At 41.3% G+C, this 18,562-nt stretch carries 20 protein-coding genes; 7 read left to right on the forward strand and 13 right to left on the reverse strand.

What is annotated here, in order from left to right; translation table 11 throughout:
* Positions 1 to 21: 21 nt before the first annotated feature.
* The gene (locus tag PSR9079_RS04405) at positions 22 to 1,095 is read left to right on the forward strand and encodes a phosphotransferase enzyme family protein (RefSeq protein WP_149980682.1); all 1,074 of its coding nucleotides are present in this window, start codon (positions 22 to 24) and stop codon (positions 1,093 to 1,095) included.
* 277 nt (positions 1,096 to 1,372) lie between these two features.
* Complete coding sequence (locus PSR9079_RS04410) at positions 1,373 to 2,743, forward strand: Gfo/Idh/MocA family protein (protein WP_149980583.1); 1,371 nt, start codon at positions 1,373 to 1,375, stop codon at positions 2,741 to 2,743.
* 787 nt (positions 2,744 to 3,530) lie between these two features.
* Here PSR9079_RS04410 and yjgA read toward each other — a convergent pair.
* Entirely contained in the window at positions 3,531 to 4,058 is a 528-nt protein-coding gene (gene yjgA, locus PSR9079_RS04415) for a ribosome biogenesis factor YjgA (protein WP_149980584.1), read from the reverse strand.
* 408 nt (positions 4,059 to 4,466) lie between these two features.
* Between yjgA and pmbA the strand changes: the two genes are divergently transcribed.
* Positions 4,467 to 5,816, forward strand: coding sequence for a metalloprotease PmbA (gene pmbA / locus PSR9079_RS04420; RefSeq protein WP_149980585.1), 1,350 nt, complete (start codon positions 4,467 to 4,469; stop codon positions 5,814 to 5,816).
* A gap of 249 nt (positions 5,817 to 6,065) precedes the next feature.
* Positions 6,066 to 6,482 (forward strand): VOC family protein, encoded by a 417-nt coding sequence (locus PSR9079_RS04425; RefSeq protein WP_149980586.1) that lies wholly within the window; start codon positions 6,066 to 6,068, stop codon positions 6,480 to 6,482.
* Positions 6,483 to 7,098: 616 nt separating this feature from the next.
* Here the strand turns inward: PSR9079_RS04425 and PSR9079_RS04430 are convergent.
* Positions 7,099 to 7,755: a LiaF domain-containing protein gene (locus tag PSR9079_RS04430; RefSeq protein WP_145236722.1), complete on the reverse strand. Its 657-nt coding sequence runs from the start codon at positions 7,753 to 7,755 to the stop codon at positions 7,099 to 7,101.
* Between the two features lie 343 nt (positions 7,756 to 8,098).
* Between PSR9079_RS04430 and PSR9079_RS04435 the strand changes: the two genes are divergently transcribed.
* The 3 genes from PSR9079_RS04435 to PSR9079_RS24135 all read left to right on the forward strand — a co-directional run bounded on the left by PSR9079_RS04435 (position 8,099) and on the right by PSR9079_RS24135 (position 9,078).
* The gene (locus PSR9079_RS04435; protein WP_145236725.1) at positions 8,099 to 8,662 is read left to right on the forward strand and encodes a BON domain-containing protein; all 564 of its coding nucleotides are present in this window, start codon (positions 8,099 to 8,101) and stop codon (positions 8,660 to 8,662) included.
* A gap of 64 nt (positions 8,663 to 8,726) precedes the next feature.
* Positions 8,727 to 8,885, forward strand: coding sequence for a YqaE/Pmp3 family membrane protein (locus tag PSR9079_RS04440; protein ID WP_149980587.1), 159 nt, complete (start codon positions 8,727 to 8,729; stop codon positions 8,883 to 8,885).
* A gap of 58 nt (positions 8,886 to 8,943) precedes the next feature.
* On the forward strand, positions 8,944 to 9,078 hold the full coding sequence (locus tag PSR9079_RS24135) for a hypothetical protein (protein WP_259397404.1): 135 nt from the start codon (positions 8,944 to 8,946) through the stop codon (positions 9,076 to 9,078).
* Between the two features lie 1,163 nt (positions 9,079 to 10,241).
* Here PSR9079_RS24135 and mgtE read toward each other — a convergent pair.
* From mgtE to PSR9079_RS04495, 11 genes are all read right to left on the reverse strand, one after another.
* Complete coding sequence (gene mgtE / locus PSR9079_RS04445) at positions 10,242 to 11,600, reverse strand: magnesium transporter (RefSeq protein ID WP_145236729.1); 1,359 nt, start codon at positions 11,598 to 11,600, stop codon at positions 10,242 to 10,244.
* A gap of 124 nt (positions 11,601 to 11,724) precedes the next feature.
* Complete coding sequence (locus PSR9079_RS04450; RefSeq protein ID WP_064667815.1) at positions 11,725 to 11,997, reverse strand: HPr family phosphocarrier protein; 273 nt, start codon at positions 11,995 to 11,997, stop codon at positions 11,725 to 11,727.
* A 28-nt stretch (positions 11,998 to 12,025) separates the two neighbouring features.
* A complete protein-coding gene (gene rapZ / locus PSR9079_RS04455; protein ID WP_149980588.1) occupies positions 12,026 to 12,868 on the reverse strand; it encodes an RNase adapter RapZ in 843 nt (280 codons plus the stop codon).
* A 20-nt stretch (positions 12,869 to 12,888) separates the two neighbouring features.
* Complete coding sequence (gene ptsN / locus PSR9079_RS04460) at positions 12,889 to 13,341, reverse strand: PTS IIA-like nitrogen regulatory protein PtsN (protein ID WP_149980589.1); 453 nt, start codon at positions 13,339 to 13,341, stop codon at positions 12,889 to 12,891.
* A 4-nt stretch (positions 13,342 to 13,345) separates the two neighbouring features.
* Entirely contained in the window at positions 13,346 to 13,633 is a 288-nt protein-coding gene (gene hpf, locus PSR9079_RS04465) for a ribosome hibernation promoting factor (protein ID WP_145236739.1), read from the reverse strand.
* A gap of 28 nt (positions 13,634 to 13,661) precedes the next feature.
* Entirely contained in the window at positions 13,662 to 15,158 is a 1,497-nt protein-coding gene (locus tag PSR9079_RS04470) for an RNA polymerase factor sigma-54 (RefSeq protein ID WP_145236743.1), read from the reverse strand.
* A 66-nt stretch (positions 15,159 to 15,224) separates the two neighbouring features.
* Positions 15,225 to 15,950 carry an LPS export ABC transporter ATP-binding protein gene (gene lptB / locus PSR9079_RS04475; protein WP_149980590.1) on the reverse strand — a complete coding sequence of 242 codons (726 nt, stop codon included), beginning with the start codon at positions 15,948 to 15,950 and terminating at the stop codon, positions 15,225 to 15,227.
* Positions 15,947 to 16,480, reverse strand: a complete 534-nt coding sequence (gene lptA / locus PSR9079_RS04480; protein ID WP_149980591.1) for a lipopolysaccharide transport periplasmic protein LptA — start codon at positions 16,478 to 16,480, stop codon at positions 15,947 to 15,949. The genes lptB and lptA overlap by 4 nt, the downstream gene beginning before the upstream one ends.
* Positions 16,470 to 17,024 (reverse strand): LPS export ABC transporter periplasmic protein LptC, encoded by a 555-nt coding sequence (gene lptC / locus PSR9079_RS04485; RefSeq protein ID WP_149980592.1) that lies wholly within the window; start codon positions 17,022 to 17,024, stop codon positions 16,470 to 16,472. The genes lptA and lptC overlap by 11 nt, the downstream gene beginning before the upstream one ends.
* Complete coding sequence (gene kdsC / locus PSR9079_RS04490) at positions 17,021 to 17,572, reverse strand: 3-deoxy-manno-octulosonate-8-phosphatase KdsC (RefSeq protein ID WP_149980593.1); 552 nt, start codon at positions 17,570 to 17,572, stop codon at positions 17,021 to 17,023. Before kdsC ends, lptC begins: the two co-directional genes overlap by 4 nt.
* Positions 17,572 to 18,543, reverse strand: a complete 972-nt coding sequence (locus tag PSR9079_RS04495) for a KpsF/GutQ family sugar-phosphate isomerase (protein ID WP_145236758.1) — start codon at positions 18,541 to 18,543, stop codon at positions 17,572 to 17,574. Before PSR9079_RS04495 ends, kdsC begins: the two co-directional genes overlap by 1 nt.
* Positions 18,544 to 18,562: the final 19 nt, after the last annotated feature.

Below are 18,562 nucleotides of genomic sequence, written 5' to 3' on the forward strand. Positions count from 1 at the left end.
CACAACAATAGCGAAGTAAGTATGAAGTCAAATTCCATTGCGGTTTACTTGTCTGAGAGTTTTGGTCTTGGTAGTGAAAAAATCAGCATGAAGCCAATTGGTAGTGGTCACATAAATAGCACTATGCTATTAACTGCACCAAAAAAATCATTAGTTGTTCAAAAACTAAATACCGAGGTTTTTCCTGAACCAGATATGTTAGTTAAAAATGCTCGTTTAATTGAACGTCATTTAACTAAAAAACGTCAATTAGGCGAGTATGATTTAGCAATCATCCGCCATGTTCCTACAGTTGAAAATAACTATTTAGTTGATTGTGATAACGGTGTTTGGCGCGCACTCGAATTTATTGGCGGCAGTTATAGTGAAGATGTAGTTTTAAATACTTCACAAGCGCAAACTGCAGCCAATGCATTTGGTCAATTTGCTGTTGCTTTAGAAGATTTTGATGCCAAGCAACTGCATCATGTTATTCCTGATTTTCATAATTTAGCGATGCGCGCTGAAAAGCTCAAAGCTGTGGTTGCAAAAGATCCACAGCAGCGCTTAGCCAGCTGCCAAGCTGACGTTGATTTTTGTTTCGCGCAATTTGGCTTAATTGATGAGCTTAAAGCATTGACGGGCATTGTACCGGTTCGACCATGTCATAATGATACTAAAATTAATAATATGCTGTTTTGTAATACATCAAATGATGCCAAAGCAGTGATTGATTTAGACACCTGTATGCCTGGTTATTGGTTGTATGATTTTGGTGATATGGTGCGTACTTTTTGCTCTCCTGAACAAGAAGATTCAACGGATTTAGCTAATGTATGTGTGCGTGAAGAGATTTTTGCAGCGGTAGTTAAAGGTTATGTAGAGCCTTTGAAAGACTTGATTACCGAACAAGAAAAACAAAGCTTTTGGTTAGGCACCAAAGTAATGACCTTTATGATTGGCCTACGTTTTTTAACTGATTACATTGACGGTGATCATTATTTTTCAATCAAGCATGCTAACCACAACTTAGAACGTGCGCAAAATCAGTTTGCTTTATATCGTGATATTCTCGCAAAAAAAACCACGCTTAAAGCTATTTTAAGAGATGTGTGATAAAGGTTAAAGGTTAAAGGTGCTAGGAAGATAAAGGTACTAGGGAAGTTACTAGGGCCTAGAGCCTATAACCTAGTACCTATGTTTTAAAGCGTAGGCGCGGTTTATAAAATTCATGGCTAAAGCCATTTCCTACATCGTCGATTGAGATTGGTTAAATACCAAGAGTTAAGGTTAATTCTAACCCCTTCTTTTCCTATGCTATCCATCCCCATCTGCTTTACCTCCCAAGCTGTTTTAGGTAAGTTAAAACTAGATTAGTTCTAGGATAATAATAATGAAGCAGTTTAATCGTCGAGATTTTTTAAAAGCCGCGAGTGCTACGGCAGCGGCTAGTGTGATTTCAGGATGTGCCACAGGTACTCAAAGTGGCGTTATTATTCCCCCAGCGCAAGGGCGCTCTGTAATTGGCCTTGTCGCGCCAAAAATGGATGTAGTACGGGTTGGGTTTATAGGCTTAGGACAGCGTGGTTTTGGCCACGTAAAGCGTATGAGTCATATTGCTGGTACAGAAATTAAAGCAATATGTGATACCCATGACGAAGTCTTACAGCGTTCAGCTAACTACCTCACTGACAAAGGGTTGGCTAAGCCTGCACTTTATACTGGCGCCGATAATGCCTATCAAGCAATGCTTAATCGCGATGATATTGATATTGTGATTATTTCTACGCCATGGTCATGGCATGCACCGATGGCAATCGATACCATGAATAGTGGCAAGCATGCTTTTGTTGAAGTGCCATTAGCATTGACGGTTGAAGAAATGTGGCAACTAGTTGATACCGCTGAGCGCACGCAAAAGAACTGTATGATGATGGAAAATGTCAACTATGGTCGTGATGAGTTAATGGTATTGAATATGGTTCGCCAAGGCGTGTTTGGTGAGCTGCTACATGGTGAGGCGGCGTATATTCATGAATTACGTTGGCAAATGAAAGAAGTGGAGCATAAAACTGGTTCTTGGCGTACCGCTTGGCATGCAAAACGAAACGGTAATTTGTATCCAACGCACGGTTTAGGCCCTGTATCACAATATATGAATATTAATCGCGGCGATCGATTTGATTTTTTAACCTCAATGAGTTCACCGGCACTGGGCCGTAGCGCCTATGCAAAGAAAGAATTTCCAGCCGATCATCAACGTAATCAGCTTAATTATATTGCTGGCGATATGAATACCACGCTTATCAAAACAGTAAAAGGGCGCAGTATTATGGTTCAACATGATACCACCACGCCACGTCCATACTCGCGCCATAATTTAATTCAAGGCACTAACGGTGTGTTTGCTGGTTTTCCAAATCGTATTGCGCTGGAAGATGGTGGTTCGAAGAGCTTCCATGAGTGGGATTATGAAATGGCTGATTGGTATAAAAAATACGACCACCCACTGTGGACCAAAATGGGCGAAGAGGCAGAGCGTAACGGCGGCCATGGCGGCATGGACTTCTTAATGTTCTGGCGGATGATTTATTGTTTACGTAATGGTGAGGCGCTTGATCAAGATGTTTACGACGGCGCTGCTTGGTCTGTTATATCGCCGCTGTCGGCACAGTCAGTTAGTAATCGTAGTGCGTCAATTGATATTCCTGATTTTACCCGTGGTGCATGGCAAAGTGCCAAACCGCTAGGAATAGCTGGTTAAATGCTAAGAGCTGCGCGAGGCAAACTCGCGCATATTGTGTTTTTGCGTCAGCAAGCATAACGCCTACGGGTGTTAAAGTTTTAAATTTACTTTGATGTTTAATTAATTACCTGTAGGCGAGTGGCTTGCCACCGCGTTTTTAAATGTGGCGTGGTATTTGTGCGTCAGCAAGCTCAACGCCTACGGTGTTAAATTTTACTTTGATGCTTAATTAATTACTTGTAGGCGAGTGGCTTGCCACCGCGTTTTGAAATGTGCTCTGGTGTTTTTGCGTCAGCAAGCTCAACGCCTACGGTGCTAAAGTTTATCTCGGTGTTAAATTTACTTTGATGTTTAATTAATTATCTGTAGGCGAGTGGCTTACCACCGCGTTTTAAAATGTGGCGTGGTGTTGGTGCGTCAGCAAGCTTAACGCCTACGGGTGTTAAAGTTTATCTCGGTGTTAAATTTACTTTGATGTTTATTACTTACTTGTAGGCGAGTGGCTTGCCACCGCGTTTTGAAATGTGCTCTGGTGTTTTTGCGTCAGCAAGCTCAACGCCTACGGGTGTTAAAGTTTATCTCGGTGTTAAATTTACTTTGATGTTTATTAATTACTTGTAGGCGAGTGGCTTGCCACCGCGTTTTAAATGTGGCGTGGTGTTGGTGCGTCAGCAAGCTTAATACTTACAGGGTTTTAATTTGCTGCGAGGGAGGCGTTACTGCTTACTAAACGGTAACTGCCTATAAATAGCGGGTGTTTTACCCAGACTGAATATAGGCAATTCATTACTACATTACATGTAGCTTATCGCATGATACTTTCTTTAAGATATTGAAATAGCTCTGTATAGCCTTTAGCTGGCTTTTCAATTTTTACTTCTTTTGCCGCATTACGCACCAATTGACGTAACTTTTGACGATCAATAGTCGGGTATTGCTCAATGGTTTGATTAACTAAATCATCACCTTGGGCAATTAAATCATCGCGTAATTGCTCAATCTTTTTAATCATCACTTCGGCTTGATTATTTTTATTCAACATAATGTCGATAATAGCGTTGATCTCTTCGATATTCTCAACGGTACGCAAAGTTTTTGCGATGTAATTTAAGTGACGACGATATGCATCACTTTTGTTACTGATTTTGTCTGCAACAACCATTGCCGCTTTTAAATCGTCATTTAAGGGTAAGCGCTCGCGCTGTTTTTTCCCCATTTTGGCAATTTCAGCACCTAACTGATGAAACTCTTGCGCTTCGCGCTTTAGCTCACTTTTTGATATATAGATAATTTCTTCTTCAATTTCAGCAGGCTTGCCTTTTTTCTTCGCCATGGGGTACTCATATGATAACGTTAACTGCAGTCATTATACCCAAACCACCTCAAGATGCGAGTTTCAGTTGGAGTTAAAAGCGATTTAGGCAAGGCATTGATTGCAAGTAATAGTGGTTCTATTGTTAAAATCAATAACGCAGTATAAATCGCTTTTAAACCAACCCGTTGGGCGTTTCACAGGCACTTACTCTCATCGTTGTTACTTCTTAAAAGGGACTGCCATTCTTGCAAAGTAACGCCTTGATATTAAGCCCCTGTGAAACGCTGAATTCTGTATCTTGAGGTGGCTTGGGTATATACGTGATTCTTTTAATGATTAATATTAGCTGATGCAATGCAGTGAGTGTGTTAGCATTTAAGTATTATGATTGCGCATGCAAAACGCTCCAAGCTCAGGACTAAAAATATGAAAAGCCAACAGCAAGATCCTATTTATACTCAAATTTCTCAAATAAAAGATGCCGTTGCAGAGGTTTTAGAACACGCGAAAAAACTCGGTGCTACTGGCGCTGAAGCGGCGATGTCGAGCACCTCAGGTTTGTCTGTTAGTACCCGCATGGGTGAAGTCGAGACCATTGAATTTAACCAAGATGGTGGGCTGGGGATCAGTGTGTACGTTGGTAATCACAAAGGCTCTGCGTCAACAGCTGATTTAAACCCCAAAACACTGCGTACAGTGGTAGAGAAAGCCATTGATATCGCCAAGTTTACCTCAGATGATCCACATAATGGCGTAGCCGATAAAGAGCTACTTGAATTTGCTCCGCTTGATTTGGATTTATACCACCCGTGGGATGTCAGCCCTGAGCAGGGCATTGAATTGTGTCATGCTGCAGAGCAAGCGGCGCTAAATGCCGATGCGCGTATTGTTAATTCAGATGGCGCCAGTTTTTCATCGCATCAAGGTTTACGTGTGTATGGTAATAGCCATGGTCTTATCACAGGTTACCCGCGTACTCGCCACAGCATTAGTACTATGGTGATTGGTAAAGATGGTGAGCAAATGCAGCGGGATTCAGCTTATACCGTAGCGCGAGACCAAGCTGGTTTGAAAGATGCTGCGGCAGTAGGTTTAGAGGCTGCGAGTGAAACTCTTGCTAAGCTCAATAGCAAAAAACTAGGTACCATGAAAGTCCCTGTTGTTTTTCGTGCAGATATTGCTAATTCATTGTTTGGTCACTTGGTGTCTGCAATAGGTGGTGGTGCGCTGTATCGTAAATCGAGCTTTTTGTTGGATAGCCTTGGCACGCAAGTATTTAATAAGTGCGTTAATATTTCAGAGCGTCCGCATATTTTAAAAGGTTTAGCGTCTTCACCATTCGATAGTGAAGGGGTAAAAACCATCGACCGTGAAATCATTCAAGGCGGTGATCTGCAAACTTACTTATTAGCGAGCTACGCAGCCCGAAAAATGAATATGACACCTACCGGTCATGCTGGTGGTATTCATAACTGGTTAGTAGAACAAACTCATGCTGATTTAGCTGCGCTGTTAAAAACAATGGGCACCGGTTTATTGGTCACTGAGTTAATGGGCCAAGGCGTTAATACTGTAACGGGTGATTACTCGCGTGGTGCTGCCGGTTTTTGGGTTGAGAATGGCGAAATACAATACCCTGTAAGCGAAATTACCATCGCTGGTAAACTGCAAGATATGTTTAAAGGCATTAGCGGCATAGGCGGTGACATAGAGCGCCGTGGTGGAATTCAGACTGGTTCGGTATTGATTGAACAAATGCAGATTGCGGGAAGCTAGGTTAAAGCTATAAGTTTTAATTTGCGTAGGCGCGGCTTTATGCCGCGCAAATTTTTTAAAGGAACTAGGTTCTAGGAAAGACACTAGGGGTTAGGCCCTAAAACCTAGCACCTTTAACCTATATTGTTTTCTCATTAACCCTTATCCTCACACATCTTTTGTTATTAAATCTTTTATAAAAAACACTTTACCTCAATGTTACTTGAGGTTTTATTGTGGCTTTAATTACTTAAATAAAGGAACTTAATTATGTATTTAGAGCACGTAAATTTGGTAGTCGATGATGTTGAAGCTATGCTGCACTTTTATAAGGCGGCTTTTCCGTACTGGTCTATCAGAAGCCAAGGCGAAGGGGAGTGGCACGGTAAACCACGAAAATGGTTACACTTTGGCGATGATTTTCAGTATTTAGCATTGAGTGATCATGGGGAACAACACAACCGTGACTTAACCGGACATCAAGTTGGCTTAGCGCACTTTGCTTATGTTACGAATAATATTGCTGCAGTAATTTCGCGTTTAGAAAGCGCTGGTTACAGTATTGATAAGCCAGGTGCGGTAAATCCATTTCGTAAAAATGTGTATTTTATTGACCCTGCAGGGTTTGAAATAGAGTTTGTTGAATATTTAAGTGATATTCCTAGTGAGCGTAATAATGATTTATAACATTAGTTTCGCGTCAGCAAGCTCAACGCCTACGGGTGTTAACGTTAATCTCAGTGTTTAATTACTCACTGTAGGCGAGTGGCTTGCCACCGCAATATTCAATATTGTTTCGGTGTTTTTGCGTCAGCAAGCTTAACGCCTACGGGTGTTAACGGTAATCTCAGTGTTTAATTACTCACTTGTAGGCGAGTGGCTTGCCACCGCGATATTCAATATTGTTTCGGTGTTTTTGCGCCAGCAAGCTTAACGCCTACGGGTGTTAACGGTAATCTCAGTGTTTAATTACTCACTTGTAGGCGAGTGGCTTGCCACCGCGATATTCAATATTGTTTCGGTGTTTTTGCGTCAGCAAGCTTAACGCCTACGGGTGTTAACGGTAATCTCAGTGTTTAATTACTCACTTGTAGGCGAGTGGCTTGCCACCGCGATATTCAATATTGCTTCGGTGTTTTTGCGCCAGCAAGCTTAACGCCTACGGGTGTTAACGGTAATCTCAGTGTTTAATTACTCACTGTAGGCGAGTGGCTTGCCACCGCGATATTTAATATTGTTTCGGTGTTTTTGCGTCAGCAAGCTTAACGCCTACGGGTGTTAAGCTTTAACTGTGTTTTATCCATTAATGTTTATTGATATCTTGCCAACTGGTTTTAAGGCTGTTGGCGAATGAGACAAACTTTTCTTTAATGGTGCGCTTAATTTTAATTTCCACAGAGCCCAGAATAACTTTTCCTTCGATAGTAATGGTTGGCCCTTGGTGTTTATTCAGTGACACTGATTTGTTTTCAACACTACCAATAATACTGAACAGTTTTGATACAACATTGACGTGTTCTGGCACATAAATTTCATCATTGCCTAGTAAGCAATTGACATGGATGGTGATATTTTGATGCTGAAATATGGCGTCAGTGAAATCAAGTTCAATAGAACCAAGTAAGTTCGTCAGGTGGATTTCTTTTGGTACTACCCATTGCCCACTGCGCTCGTTTGATCCTAAGATACTTCGCAAGTGCAATGTTTCATCGCTGCTTTTATTACTATAGTTTGGGCTAAACTGCGCACGTTTTTCCCACTGGTAATTACTATCGGTTGTTAATTCTAGGTCACTTACCAAATCAATTAAGCTTTGGTTATCTTTCGCAGCCATTGCCTGATCTAATCGACGTTCAAAAGCATCAGCTGAAATAACAGCATGACTGTAGTTATATATTAATTGATCAATAACTTGTTCACGCACTTGCTCAATTGGGCGATCTTCTAATTTCACAGTCATGATGTATTCCTTATAAGTGATGCTGTTGGTGTATTTTATGATTGCTCAGTACTGCAATAGTTAAAGCAAAGCTTAGGCCATTTATTAATTAGCTTAATAATCAATAATTTAAATTTATTTTTGTTAGGTGCGTTTGTTATATTAACGACAGATTAACGAATAATGCTATTAAATGGTTAATTTTGCAACGACCAGAATAAATTACCGAGCAGTCTGTAAATAATTACCAAGACTAAAGCTAGCGCTATATCAAATAAAGCTTAAGTTATTGATTTTAAGTGCTTTAAAAGTTGGCTTGATGTTCGCATTAATCATATTGTCTTTAATCAAAAGGAGAAAGATTATGAAAACATTTAACAAATCTATTATTGCAGCGTTAGTTCTTGGTACAACCGCTATGGGTGCGCAAGCAAACAGCTGGGAAAATGAAAGTAAAGATGCTTGGATTGATGGTAAGGCAGAAACGGTTCTGTTAATGAACACTAACTTAAACAACTTTGACATTAACACTGATGTAAAAAATGGCAAGGTTGTACTAACTGGTAAAGTTGAAAGTGAGCTTGATAAAGAGCTAGCGGAAGAGCTTATCTTAAGTCTAGATGGTGTAACTGATGTTGATAACGAGCTAACGGTCGTTAAAAACACGGACACAAAAAGCAAGAAGATGAAATCAGATAGCACAGAAAGTGATTTAACGGATGCTAAAATTACTACCGTTATTACAACACGCTATTTGTTTAATTCTGAAGTAGGCGGTACGGATATTGACGTAGATACCGATAAAGGTGTGGTAACGCTAAATGGTACTGTTGGTTCGGATGCTGAAAAACAGCTAGCGGTGAAAATTGCTAAGAATGCCGAAGATGTTCGCGATGTAGTTGATAACTTAACTATTGTAGCTGAATAATCTATAAGCCACGAATGCCCAGTTATACTGGGCTTTCTTATATAAATTTCAGGGAGTGAGAGTCATGGATTTAATACGAATTATATTTTCAGTACTTATTCCACCACTTGGTGTATTTTTACAAGTTGGTTTAGGTGCTCAGTTTTGGATTAATATTTTGTTAACATTACTAGGGTATATTCCTGGTCTGATACATGCAATTTATATAATCGGACGTCGTTAGAGTCACAGTGTGAAATATAACAAGGATGAACAGCCAATAGATGGCAAGGAGTAACATTATGGATAACGTATTAAGGAAAAACCAACAAGGGATCGTAAAAAGCGCAAAGCCACTTTGGACGGCACAGCAATGGAAGGAACTAATGAATAGCGCATCAAGGAGCGAAGTAAAAGCAGCAAGGAATGGGCTTTAAATAAGTAGATATTAGAAGGATTTTGCTAGGATGTTATATACCAAAATTATAAGTGTATGTTGTTATTTTCATTAAGAACATCCACTTATAACCTTCCCCAAGAATGTTTAACCTCTCATTTTATTATAGTCATAGGTGTTTCTACGTCAGCAAGCTTAACGCCTACGGGTGTTAAAGTTTATCTCGGTGTTAAATCACTTGTAGGCGAGTGACTTGCCACTGCGTTTTAAATGTGGCTCGGAGTTTGTGCGTCAGCAAGCTTAACGCCTACGGTGTTAAGGTTTACTTTGATGTCTAATTAATCACTTGTAGGCGAGTGGCTTGCCACCGCGTTTTAAATGTGGCTCGGAGTTTGTGCGTCAGCAAGCTTAACGCCTACGGGTGTTAAAGTTTATCTCGGTGTTAAATCACTTGTAGGCGAGTGACTTGCCACTGCGTTTTAAATGTGGCTCGGAGTTTGTGCGTCAGCAAGCTCAACGCCTACGGTGTTAAGGTTTACTTTGATGTCTAATTAATCACTTGTAGGCGAGTGGCTTGCCACCGCGATATTAAATATTGTATCGGTGTTTGTGCGTCAGCAAGCTCAACGCCTACGGGTGTTAACGTTAATCTCAGTGTTTAATTATTCACTTGTAGGCGAGTGGCTTGCCACCGCGTTTTGAAATGTGCTCTGGTGTTTGTGCGTCAGCAAGCTTAATGCCTACGGTGTTAAAATTTACTATGATGTCTAATTAATCACTTGTAGGCGTGTGGCTGGCCACCGCGTTTTAAATGTGGCTCGGAGTTTGTGCGTCAGCAAGCTCAACGCCTACGGTGTTAAAGTTTATCTCGGTGTTAAATTTACTTTGATGTTTAGTTAATTACTTGTAGGCGAGTGGCTTGCCACCGCGTTTTAAATGTGGCTCGGAGTTTGTGCGTCAGCAAGCTTAACGCCTACGGGTGTTAACATTTATCTCGGTGTTAAATCACTTGTAGGCGAGTGGCTTGCCACCGCGTTTTAAATGTGCTCTGGTGTTTGTGCGTCAGCAAGCTTAACGCCTACGGGTGTTAAAGTTTTGGGTTTATCGTAGGCGGTGCTTTATGCCGCGCGGTTGATGTAACGCTAAGAGATGCGCGAGATAAACTCGCGCCTACGATGGGTTTAACCTTTAACTAATTTTTAACTACACCAACAACCATGTGGCGGTGCCTAGGAAGGCGAAGATCCCTACAATATCGGTTACGGTTGTCAGTACTACGCTGCCAGCTAATGCAGGGTCAATTTTCATTTTTTTCAATAGTAGCGGAATACTGGCACCGGCGATACCTGCGGCTACTAAGTTCATAAACATGGCAAAGGCGAGTACGCCGCCAAGCTTAAAGTCCCATTGCCAAATAGCGACAACACCGGCAATTAAAATGGACCAAACAATCCCGTTTATTGCGCCGATTGCAAGCTCTTTGATCAGTAAAAAGCGTTGGTTAGTTTGGTTGATATGACCCACTGCAATACCACGTATTACGAGGGTTAATGTTTGGCTGCCCGCAACACCACCCATGGATGGCACTATACCGTTGAGTACCGCTAGAATAGGTAAAATTGCTAAAGTGTTTTCAAAGAAGCTTGCCACAATCGCAGCAAGTAGCGCGGTTAATAAGTTAACGCCAAGCCAAATTGAGCGCTTTTTCGAACTTTTTAACACTGGGGCAAAGGTATCTTCTTCATCATCAAGACCAGCTAGGCTTAATAAGCTATGTTCGGCGTCTTCACGGATAACGTCAACGATATCATCGATGGTGATACGGCCAAGTAGATGGTCATTATCATCAACCACTGGTGCTGATATCCAGTTATGACGTTCAAACAGTTGTGCTACATCGGTTTCATCCATCGAAATGAGGATAGATTCACAATCTTCATCCATTAAGTCACGAATAATTTTATCTGGCGAGTTAGTCAACAAGGTCGTTAACGACATGGCACCAATAAAGCAGTTATGTTTATCAACAACATAAAGATCATCGGTACCTTCTGGTAGCTCACCACGTAAACGTAAGTAGCGCAGTACTACGTCGATAGTGACATCTGGACGGATGGTGACTGTATCGGTGTTCATCAGCGCGCCAGCAGAGCGCTCTTGATAAGAGAGTGCTTGAGTTGCACGTTCTCGATCTTGGCTGTCCATGGCACTAACAACGTCTTTGTAGACGGTATCAGGTAGGCTACGTAGTACTTCCCCTAGATCATCGTGGCTCATGTCCTCAGTTGCCGCAGCGATGTGCTTCGGCTCCATTTGGGCAATGATCCCTAAACGAACATCTTCTGAGAGTTCTTCGAGTACGTCACCTTGTACATCTGGATCAACCAGTTGCCATAGCAAGGTACGAATTTTATGCGGGGATGACTCGAGTAATAATGCAGTGTCACACGGAGCTGTTTTTGCCAACATACGCCTTACTTGAACAAATTGACCACTGTTAAGTGACTTGGTCACTTGTTTTAGTTGTTGTAGTGGGTAATCTTGTTCAAAAGCTTCTGGCATTGGCGTCCTTAAAAAATTAATACACTTGATAGGTAGGGTAACTGTTATCGATAATTAATGCGCTTGGTCTGTTTAATTAACGACTTTATTTAGTTTAACGCAATTTAGTGGTACTGACTACGAGCTATTCTTGTTCGTTAAAGCGTTGCGCGATCAACTCGCCAATTGCTGCAAGAGCAGGTTCAGCGTCCGGGCCTTCACATACAACTTTAACTTCTTTGCCTTGGCTACTTTCTAATAGCATTAAGCCGAGTACGCTATCGCCTGCGGCTTGTTTGTCATCTTGATGAAGTGTGATGCTGGCATCAAACTGCACAGCTAATTGCGCTAATACGCTGGCTGCGCGAGCATGTAAACCGAGTTTGTTTTTTATTAAAAATGTATCTTCTAAACGCATCAACATTCCTTACTGTAAACGTGAGTTGTTATTCTTGTTCTCGATGGCGAATTTTCACATTGCTGTGGCTCATCGAGAAGCTTTCACCTATAGTTTGCGCTAGATAAACTGAGCGATGTTGACCACCGGTGCAACCAATAGCAATTGTTAAGTAACTGCGGTTATTACGCTCCAAATGCGGTAACCAAGTTTGTACAAAGGTTTGGATCTGCCAAGTGAATTTTTGTACGATACTATGGCTGGCTAAATAATCTTTTACTGGCTGATCAAGGCCTGTAAGTGGCTTAAGCTCAGGCTCCCAATGTGGGTTTGGTAAAAAGCGTGCATCAAAAACATAATCAGCTTCTTTTGGGATACCATATTTAAAACCAAATGATTCAAAGGTAATGATTAGTTTTTTATCTTTTTTCCCTAAAATCTTTTCACGGATTGACTCTGCAAGCTGGTGGACACTCAGATCAGTGGTATCAAGTATAAAGTCAGCGCGAGTAGTTAATACATCAAGTAATACTTTTTCTTGCTTGATGGCTAAATCCAGTGGCAAAGAGTCCAAAGATAATGGGTGTAAGCGGCGAGTTTCAGAAAAACGTTTGATCAGGGTTTGATCATCACTGTCTAAATAAAATAGCGTCGGATTTGCAAAACCAGGCAAGTATTCAAGAATATCGTTAAATTCTTCCTGCTCTTTCGGTAAATTACGGACATCAATACTGACGGCAATTTTGTCATAATTATCAGAGACACTGCGCACTAATGAAGGTAATAAGTTTACCGGAATATTATCTACACAATAATAGCCAAGATCTTCTACTACACGCAGAGCAACAGATTTACCTGAGCCAGAACGCCCACTGATGATGATTAACTCCATGTAAATTCTCCTTCATTTGGCTACGATTGCGCAGCAATTACGTGATACAAATCTTGGTCTGTTTTTGCGCTACGTAGTTGTTTACAAAAATCTTTGTCGTTGAGTTTATCAGCAATTGTGGCTAACGTCTTCAAATGAAGTTGGCTATCACCATCTGGCACGATGAGAGCTACAAATATATCAACTGGGCGATTATCTATCGCATCAAAATCAATCGGTGATTCACTCACTATAATTATTGCTAGCGGGTTTTCAACACCACTCATACGGCCATGAGGAATAGCAATACCACGACCAATACCCGTACTACCTAGTTTTTCTCTCGACAGTAGTGCGTTAAGGATTTCTTGTTGTGATAGCTGAGGAAGTTGTTCATGAGCCAATTGGCTGATAAATTCAATGATCCGTTTTTTGCTATTAAAAAGGACCGCAGCTTTACTGCAGTCCTGGCAAATAAGTGAGCTTAATTTCATAGTGTTAGTGTCGAGCGTGCTTCTCTTTGTGTTTAATTACCTGACGGTCAAGTTTGTCGATTAGTCCGTCAATGGCTGCATACATGTCTTGGTGCTCAGTTGAGGCAAATAATTCAGCGCCACTGACATGTAATGTGGCTTCTGCTTTTTGGCTTAGCTTTTCTACATCAAGAATGACATGGACATTATTGATATGATCAAAATGCCTTTCAAGCTTGGCAAACTTATTGTTTACATAGTCTCTTAATGAATCAGTAATTTCTACATGACGACCAGTTAAATTTAGTTGCATAAGCATTTTCCTCTTGTGATTTTACGCCTTAAATCAAACTTTTACGTTGATTTGACGGTGGAATAGCCAGTGACTCGCGGTATTTTGCAATAGTCCGTCTAGCTACTTTGATACCTTGCTCTGCCAATATATCTGCAATTTTACTATCACTCAATGGTTTCGCTGAGTTTTCTGCACTGATCAATTTTCTGATCAATGCTCGAATGGCTGTAGATGAGCATTCGCCGCCGTTCTCAGTACTTACATGGCTCGAGAAAAAATATTTTAACTCAAATATACCACGAGGGGTATGCATGTATTTTTGGGTGGTTACACGAGAAATTGTTGATTCGTGCATCTCAACCATTTCGGCAACGTCGTTTAGTACCATAGGGCGCATGGCCTCAGGGCCATGCTCAAAGAATCCTTGCTGCTGTTTAACAATGCAGTTGGTTACTTTGAGTAACGTCTCGTTACGACTTTCTAGGCTTTTAATAAACCATTTAGCTTCTTGCAAATGCGAGCGTATAAATTGGCTGTCAGTGCTTGATTTTACAGAGCGTGACATCGCTGCATATTGGCTGTTCACTCTAATTTTTGGCATGCTGTCTGGATTGAGTTCAACCACCCAGCGACCTTTAATTTTTTTCACCGAAACGTCAGGAATAACATACTCTGATTCTTCGCGTACTATAGTATCCGCAGGCTTTGGATTAAGGCTGTGGATCAATGTCATTACTTCTTTCAGCTCATCTTCTTTAAGCTTAGTCTTTTTCATCAAAGTGCGATAGTCACGACTAGCTAATAAATCGATATGATCAGTTAAAATCATTTTAGTCTCGCTAATCCAAGGAGTTGCAGGATCAAATTGATTTAATTGAATACATAAACATTCTTGTAGGCTGCGCGCAGCAATACCAACAGGGTCAAATAACTGAATGCGTTTTAACACTGCTTGCACTTCGTCTAGTTCGATTTCTTCTTCGTTATTACCTTGATTTAAGCTCTCTGCGATGTCTTCGCAGCTCAAGGTTAAAATACCTGAATCGTCAACAGCTTCAACAATCGCAATGGCAATAGCTTCATCGGTTGGACTAAAAGGTGTGAGCTGTAATTGCCACATCAGATATTCGTGCAGGGTTTCAGTTGAGGCACCTTGATAAATTGACTCATCTTCAGGCATTGGCCCAGATGACGTATTTGGCGCAGCACTCATGTATTCGTCCCAGGTGACGTCCATAGCCATTTCGTCACTTAAGGTCTCTTTACTTAATGCTTCGCTACTTTCTTGTTCATATTCGCTGGGCTTGTCGTCCGCTGATGCGCTAACGGTTAAGTCATCGTTATCTTGTTTTTGTTCGTTTTTACCAGCCGTGTCGTCTGAGTATTCATGTTCTTCTAGCTCTAACAATGGATTGCTGTCGAGCGCTTCTTGAATTTCTTGCTGGAGATCCAATGTACTGAGTTGCAATAAGCGAATTGCTTGTTGCAGCTGTGGTGTCATTGTAAGTTGCTGGCCCATGCGCAGCTGGAGTGATTGCCTCATGTATCTCTAACAATCCTTTTATTGTTATCATCGTTAAGTCTAGCAGATACTTAGCCGAGCGTGGCTTTATAGCCTAAATTGCTCGCCCAGGTAAACATCGCGGACTGTTTGGTCGGCGAGTACATGCTCAGGGGTACCTGATGCAATTAACTCCCCATGAGAAACTATGTAGGCTTTTTCACAAACATCAAGGGTTTCTCGTACATTGTGGTCGGTAATAAGCACGCCAATACCACGGTTTTTAAGGTGTTCAATAATCTTCTTTATATCTAACACTGAAATAGGATCAACGCCAGCAAAAGGCTCATCAAGTAAGATAAATTTTGGGTTTGCGGCTAAAGCGCGTGCAATTTCAACTCGACGACGTTCACCGCCAGATAATGCCATACCTTGGCTGTCGCGGATATGTTGAATGCTAAACTCATCAAGTAAGCTGTCGAGCGCTTCTTCTCTGGCTTGTTTATTCAGCTCTTTACGAGTTTCTAAAATAGCCATCAGGTTTTGATAAACAGTTAATTTACGGAAGATGGATGATTCTTGTGGCAGGTAGCCAATCCCTAACCGTGCGCGACTGTGCATTGGCAGTAAGGTGATGTCATTATCATCAATACTGATTTTACCTTTGTCGCTTGGAACTAAACCCACAATCATATAAAAGGTGGTGGTTTTACCAGCGCCATTAGGACCCAATAAGCCAACAATGCTGCCTGCGCTAACTTCTAAGCCCACGCTTTTTACAACTTGGCGACCTTTATAGCTTTTTGCTAGAAATTCAGCTTTTAATGTACTCATGGCTGCCCTTTAGATTTGTCTTCTTTACTGTCTACTGGTACCAAAATGGTGTGCACACGATCGCTTGAGCTTGCGCCTTTTTCAGCACTGATCAGTTGCTGGTCCATATCATAGGTAATGCTTTTGGCATTGATTTTTTGACCTGCCTGAGTGACTTGTGCATTGCCAACCAAGGTTAAATAGCGCTTAGCGACATCGTAACGGACTTCATCAGCACTGGCACTCATTACTGTGCCATCAGTTTGTTTTTCTTCAAAGTAAGCCGGACTGCCAGTTGCGACAAGTAGTTGTTTGTTATCGCCTAAATCTTCGCGCTTATGGACTTCAAGTCGATCCGCTTTGATACGGCGGTTACCATGAATGATTTCAACATTTTTTTCAAAAATACCGATATTATCTTTCAGTTGGGCAAGCTGCGTGTCAGCACTGATAGAGACTTGATCTGCAGGTGGTGTCGTATTTTCAGCAAAGCTTGCAAAAGCAATGAATAAGCTTGGTATAACAAGCAAGTGAGCAAATTTATTGGTCATAATATATGGTTCGCGTATGGTTAATTAGTTCTACCACTTCGGCTTTTAAGTCGGCATGGAGACCGCGCCCAGTGATTTTTAAATTTGGTCCGATTAATTCAACTGGTTGTTCTGAACTCATGGTTTGTAGTTCAATATCAACCTGAATATTATCTGCGTTTATATGTTCAATCATGGCATTATTGGTCAGGTTTTTAGCAACCACATTACCTTCTAAAATTAATTGATGATTTTCATATAAGGTGGCTTCATCGGCATTAATTTGCCACGTTTGCTGTTGATTATAGAGCGTAAAAATAGGTTGTTCAAAGTAAGTGAACCCTAACTGTTGGTAGAGTTCCATTTTAGCAGCTGTTACTTTGTGGCTAATTTTACCTTGTTCATCAAATGCGGTTTGTTTTAATGCCACCGCAGTATAATCAGGTTTTGCTATTATATCTTCTTGGTGTTGTTTTATGGCGGTACTTTGATAAAAATACGGATACCACAGCCATACCATGCAGCCGACAAATAATACGCATAATATTAAACGCGCACTATTCATGAGCTCGTGCCTTCGCTGGTTAATGATTTACCATTTTCGAGCATTAATAAATCAGTGAGTTCACGCACCGCCCCAAAGCCACCAGGTAGCATGGTTGTATAATGTGAAATGCGTTTGATTAGTGGATGCGCATCATTTACTGCCACCGCAAAACCAACCAATTCCATTACCGGCAAGTCAGGTCCGTCATCGCCTATGTAAGCGATTTGTTCATCGCTTAACTGCAATTTATCCTTGAGCTGTTGATAAGCTTGCAACTTGTTTTCTTGGCCTTGGTAAATATGCGGTACTGTCAGGCTAGTCATCCGTTGCTGAACTATCTGTGAATGACGACCGGTGATCACGGCAACTTCAAAACCGCTATTGATCAGTGCTTTGATACCAAAGCCATCTTTAGTATTAAACGCTTTGAGTTCTTCACCTTGGTTACCAAGATAAATACGACCATCTGAAAACACCCCATCGATATCACAGATCAGGAGTTTGATTTTTTGTGCTCGCTCGCGAGCATCATCTGAAAGTGGCTGATATAAGTCAGCAAACTGCATTATAAAACTCCTGCTTTGAGCAAATCTTGCATATTAAGAGCACCAATAGGGTGGTGTTTATCATCAACTACAATTAAGCCATTGATACGCTTATTCTCCATGATATTGAGTGCCTCGGCGGCAAGCATATCAGCAGTTGCAGTAGTGCAAGAGCGGGTCATGACAGTGCTTATCAAAGTACTGTGAATATCTATTCGTTGCTCTAAAATTCGGCGTAAATCACCATCAGTAAAAAGCCCTGCAAGTTGCCCTGTGTCATCAACAATAGCTGTCATACCTAAGCCTTTTGCCGACATTTCTATTAATGCATCTTTGATACATTGCTTATCATTGATCATAGGCGTTGCTGGGCCACTGTGCATAATATCTTTTAAACACAATAGTAAACGTTTACCTAAGCTACCACCAGGATGCGATAGCGCAAAGTCATCGGCGGTAAAGCCACGGGTTTCTAGCAGAGCAACGGCTATTGCATCACCCATCGCAAGTGTTGCAGTCGTGCTCGCAGTCGGAGCGAGTCCTAATGGGCAGGCCTCTTGACTTACTTTGATGCATACATGTGCATCAGCCCAATTTGCCATTGATGATTCAGGGTTACCTGTCATGGCGATCATTTTTGCGCCAATACGTTTAATAACCGGAATAATATTCAGTACTTCGCTGGTTTCGCCTGAGTTAGAAATAAGCATAACCACGTCATCACGAGTGATCATCCCTAAATCACCATGACTTGCTTCACCCGGATGGACAAAAAACGCAGGCGTGCCAGTGCTTGCCAGTGTTGCAGCAATTTTATTACCAATATGCCCAGATTTCCCCATACCGACTACTATGATCCTACCGTGACATTGATACATCAATTGGCAAGCTTGATTAAAGTTTTCGTCTAGATATTGGGTTATATCAAGCAATGCTTGGCGCTCTATTTCTAGCACCCGCTTACCTTGTTCAATAAAATTTAACTGCGTCATTGTGTTATCCATTTTGTGG

The sequence above is a fragment of the Pseudoalteromonas rhizosphaerae genome, from assembly GCF_902498845.1.
In the GTDB taxonomy this organism is placed as follows: Bacteria; Pseudomonadota; Gammaproteobacteria; order Enterobacterales; family Alteromonadaceae; genus Pseudoalteromonas; species Pseudoalteromonas rhizosphaerae.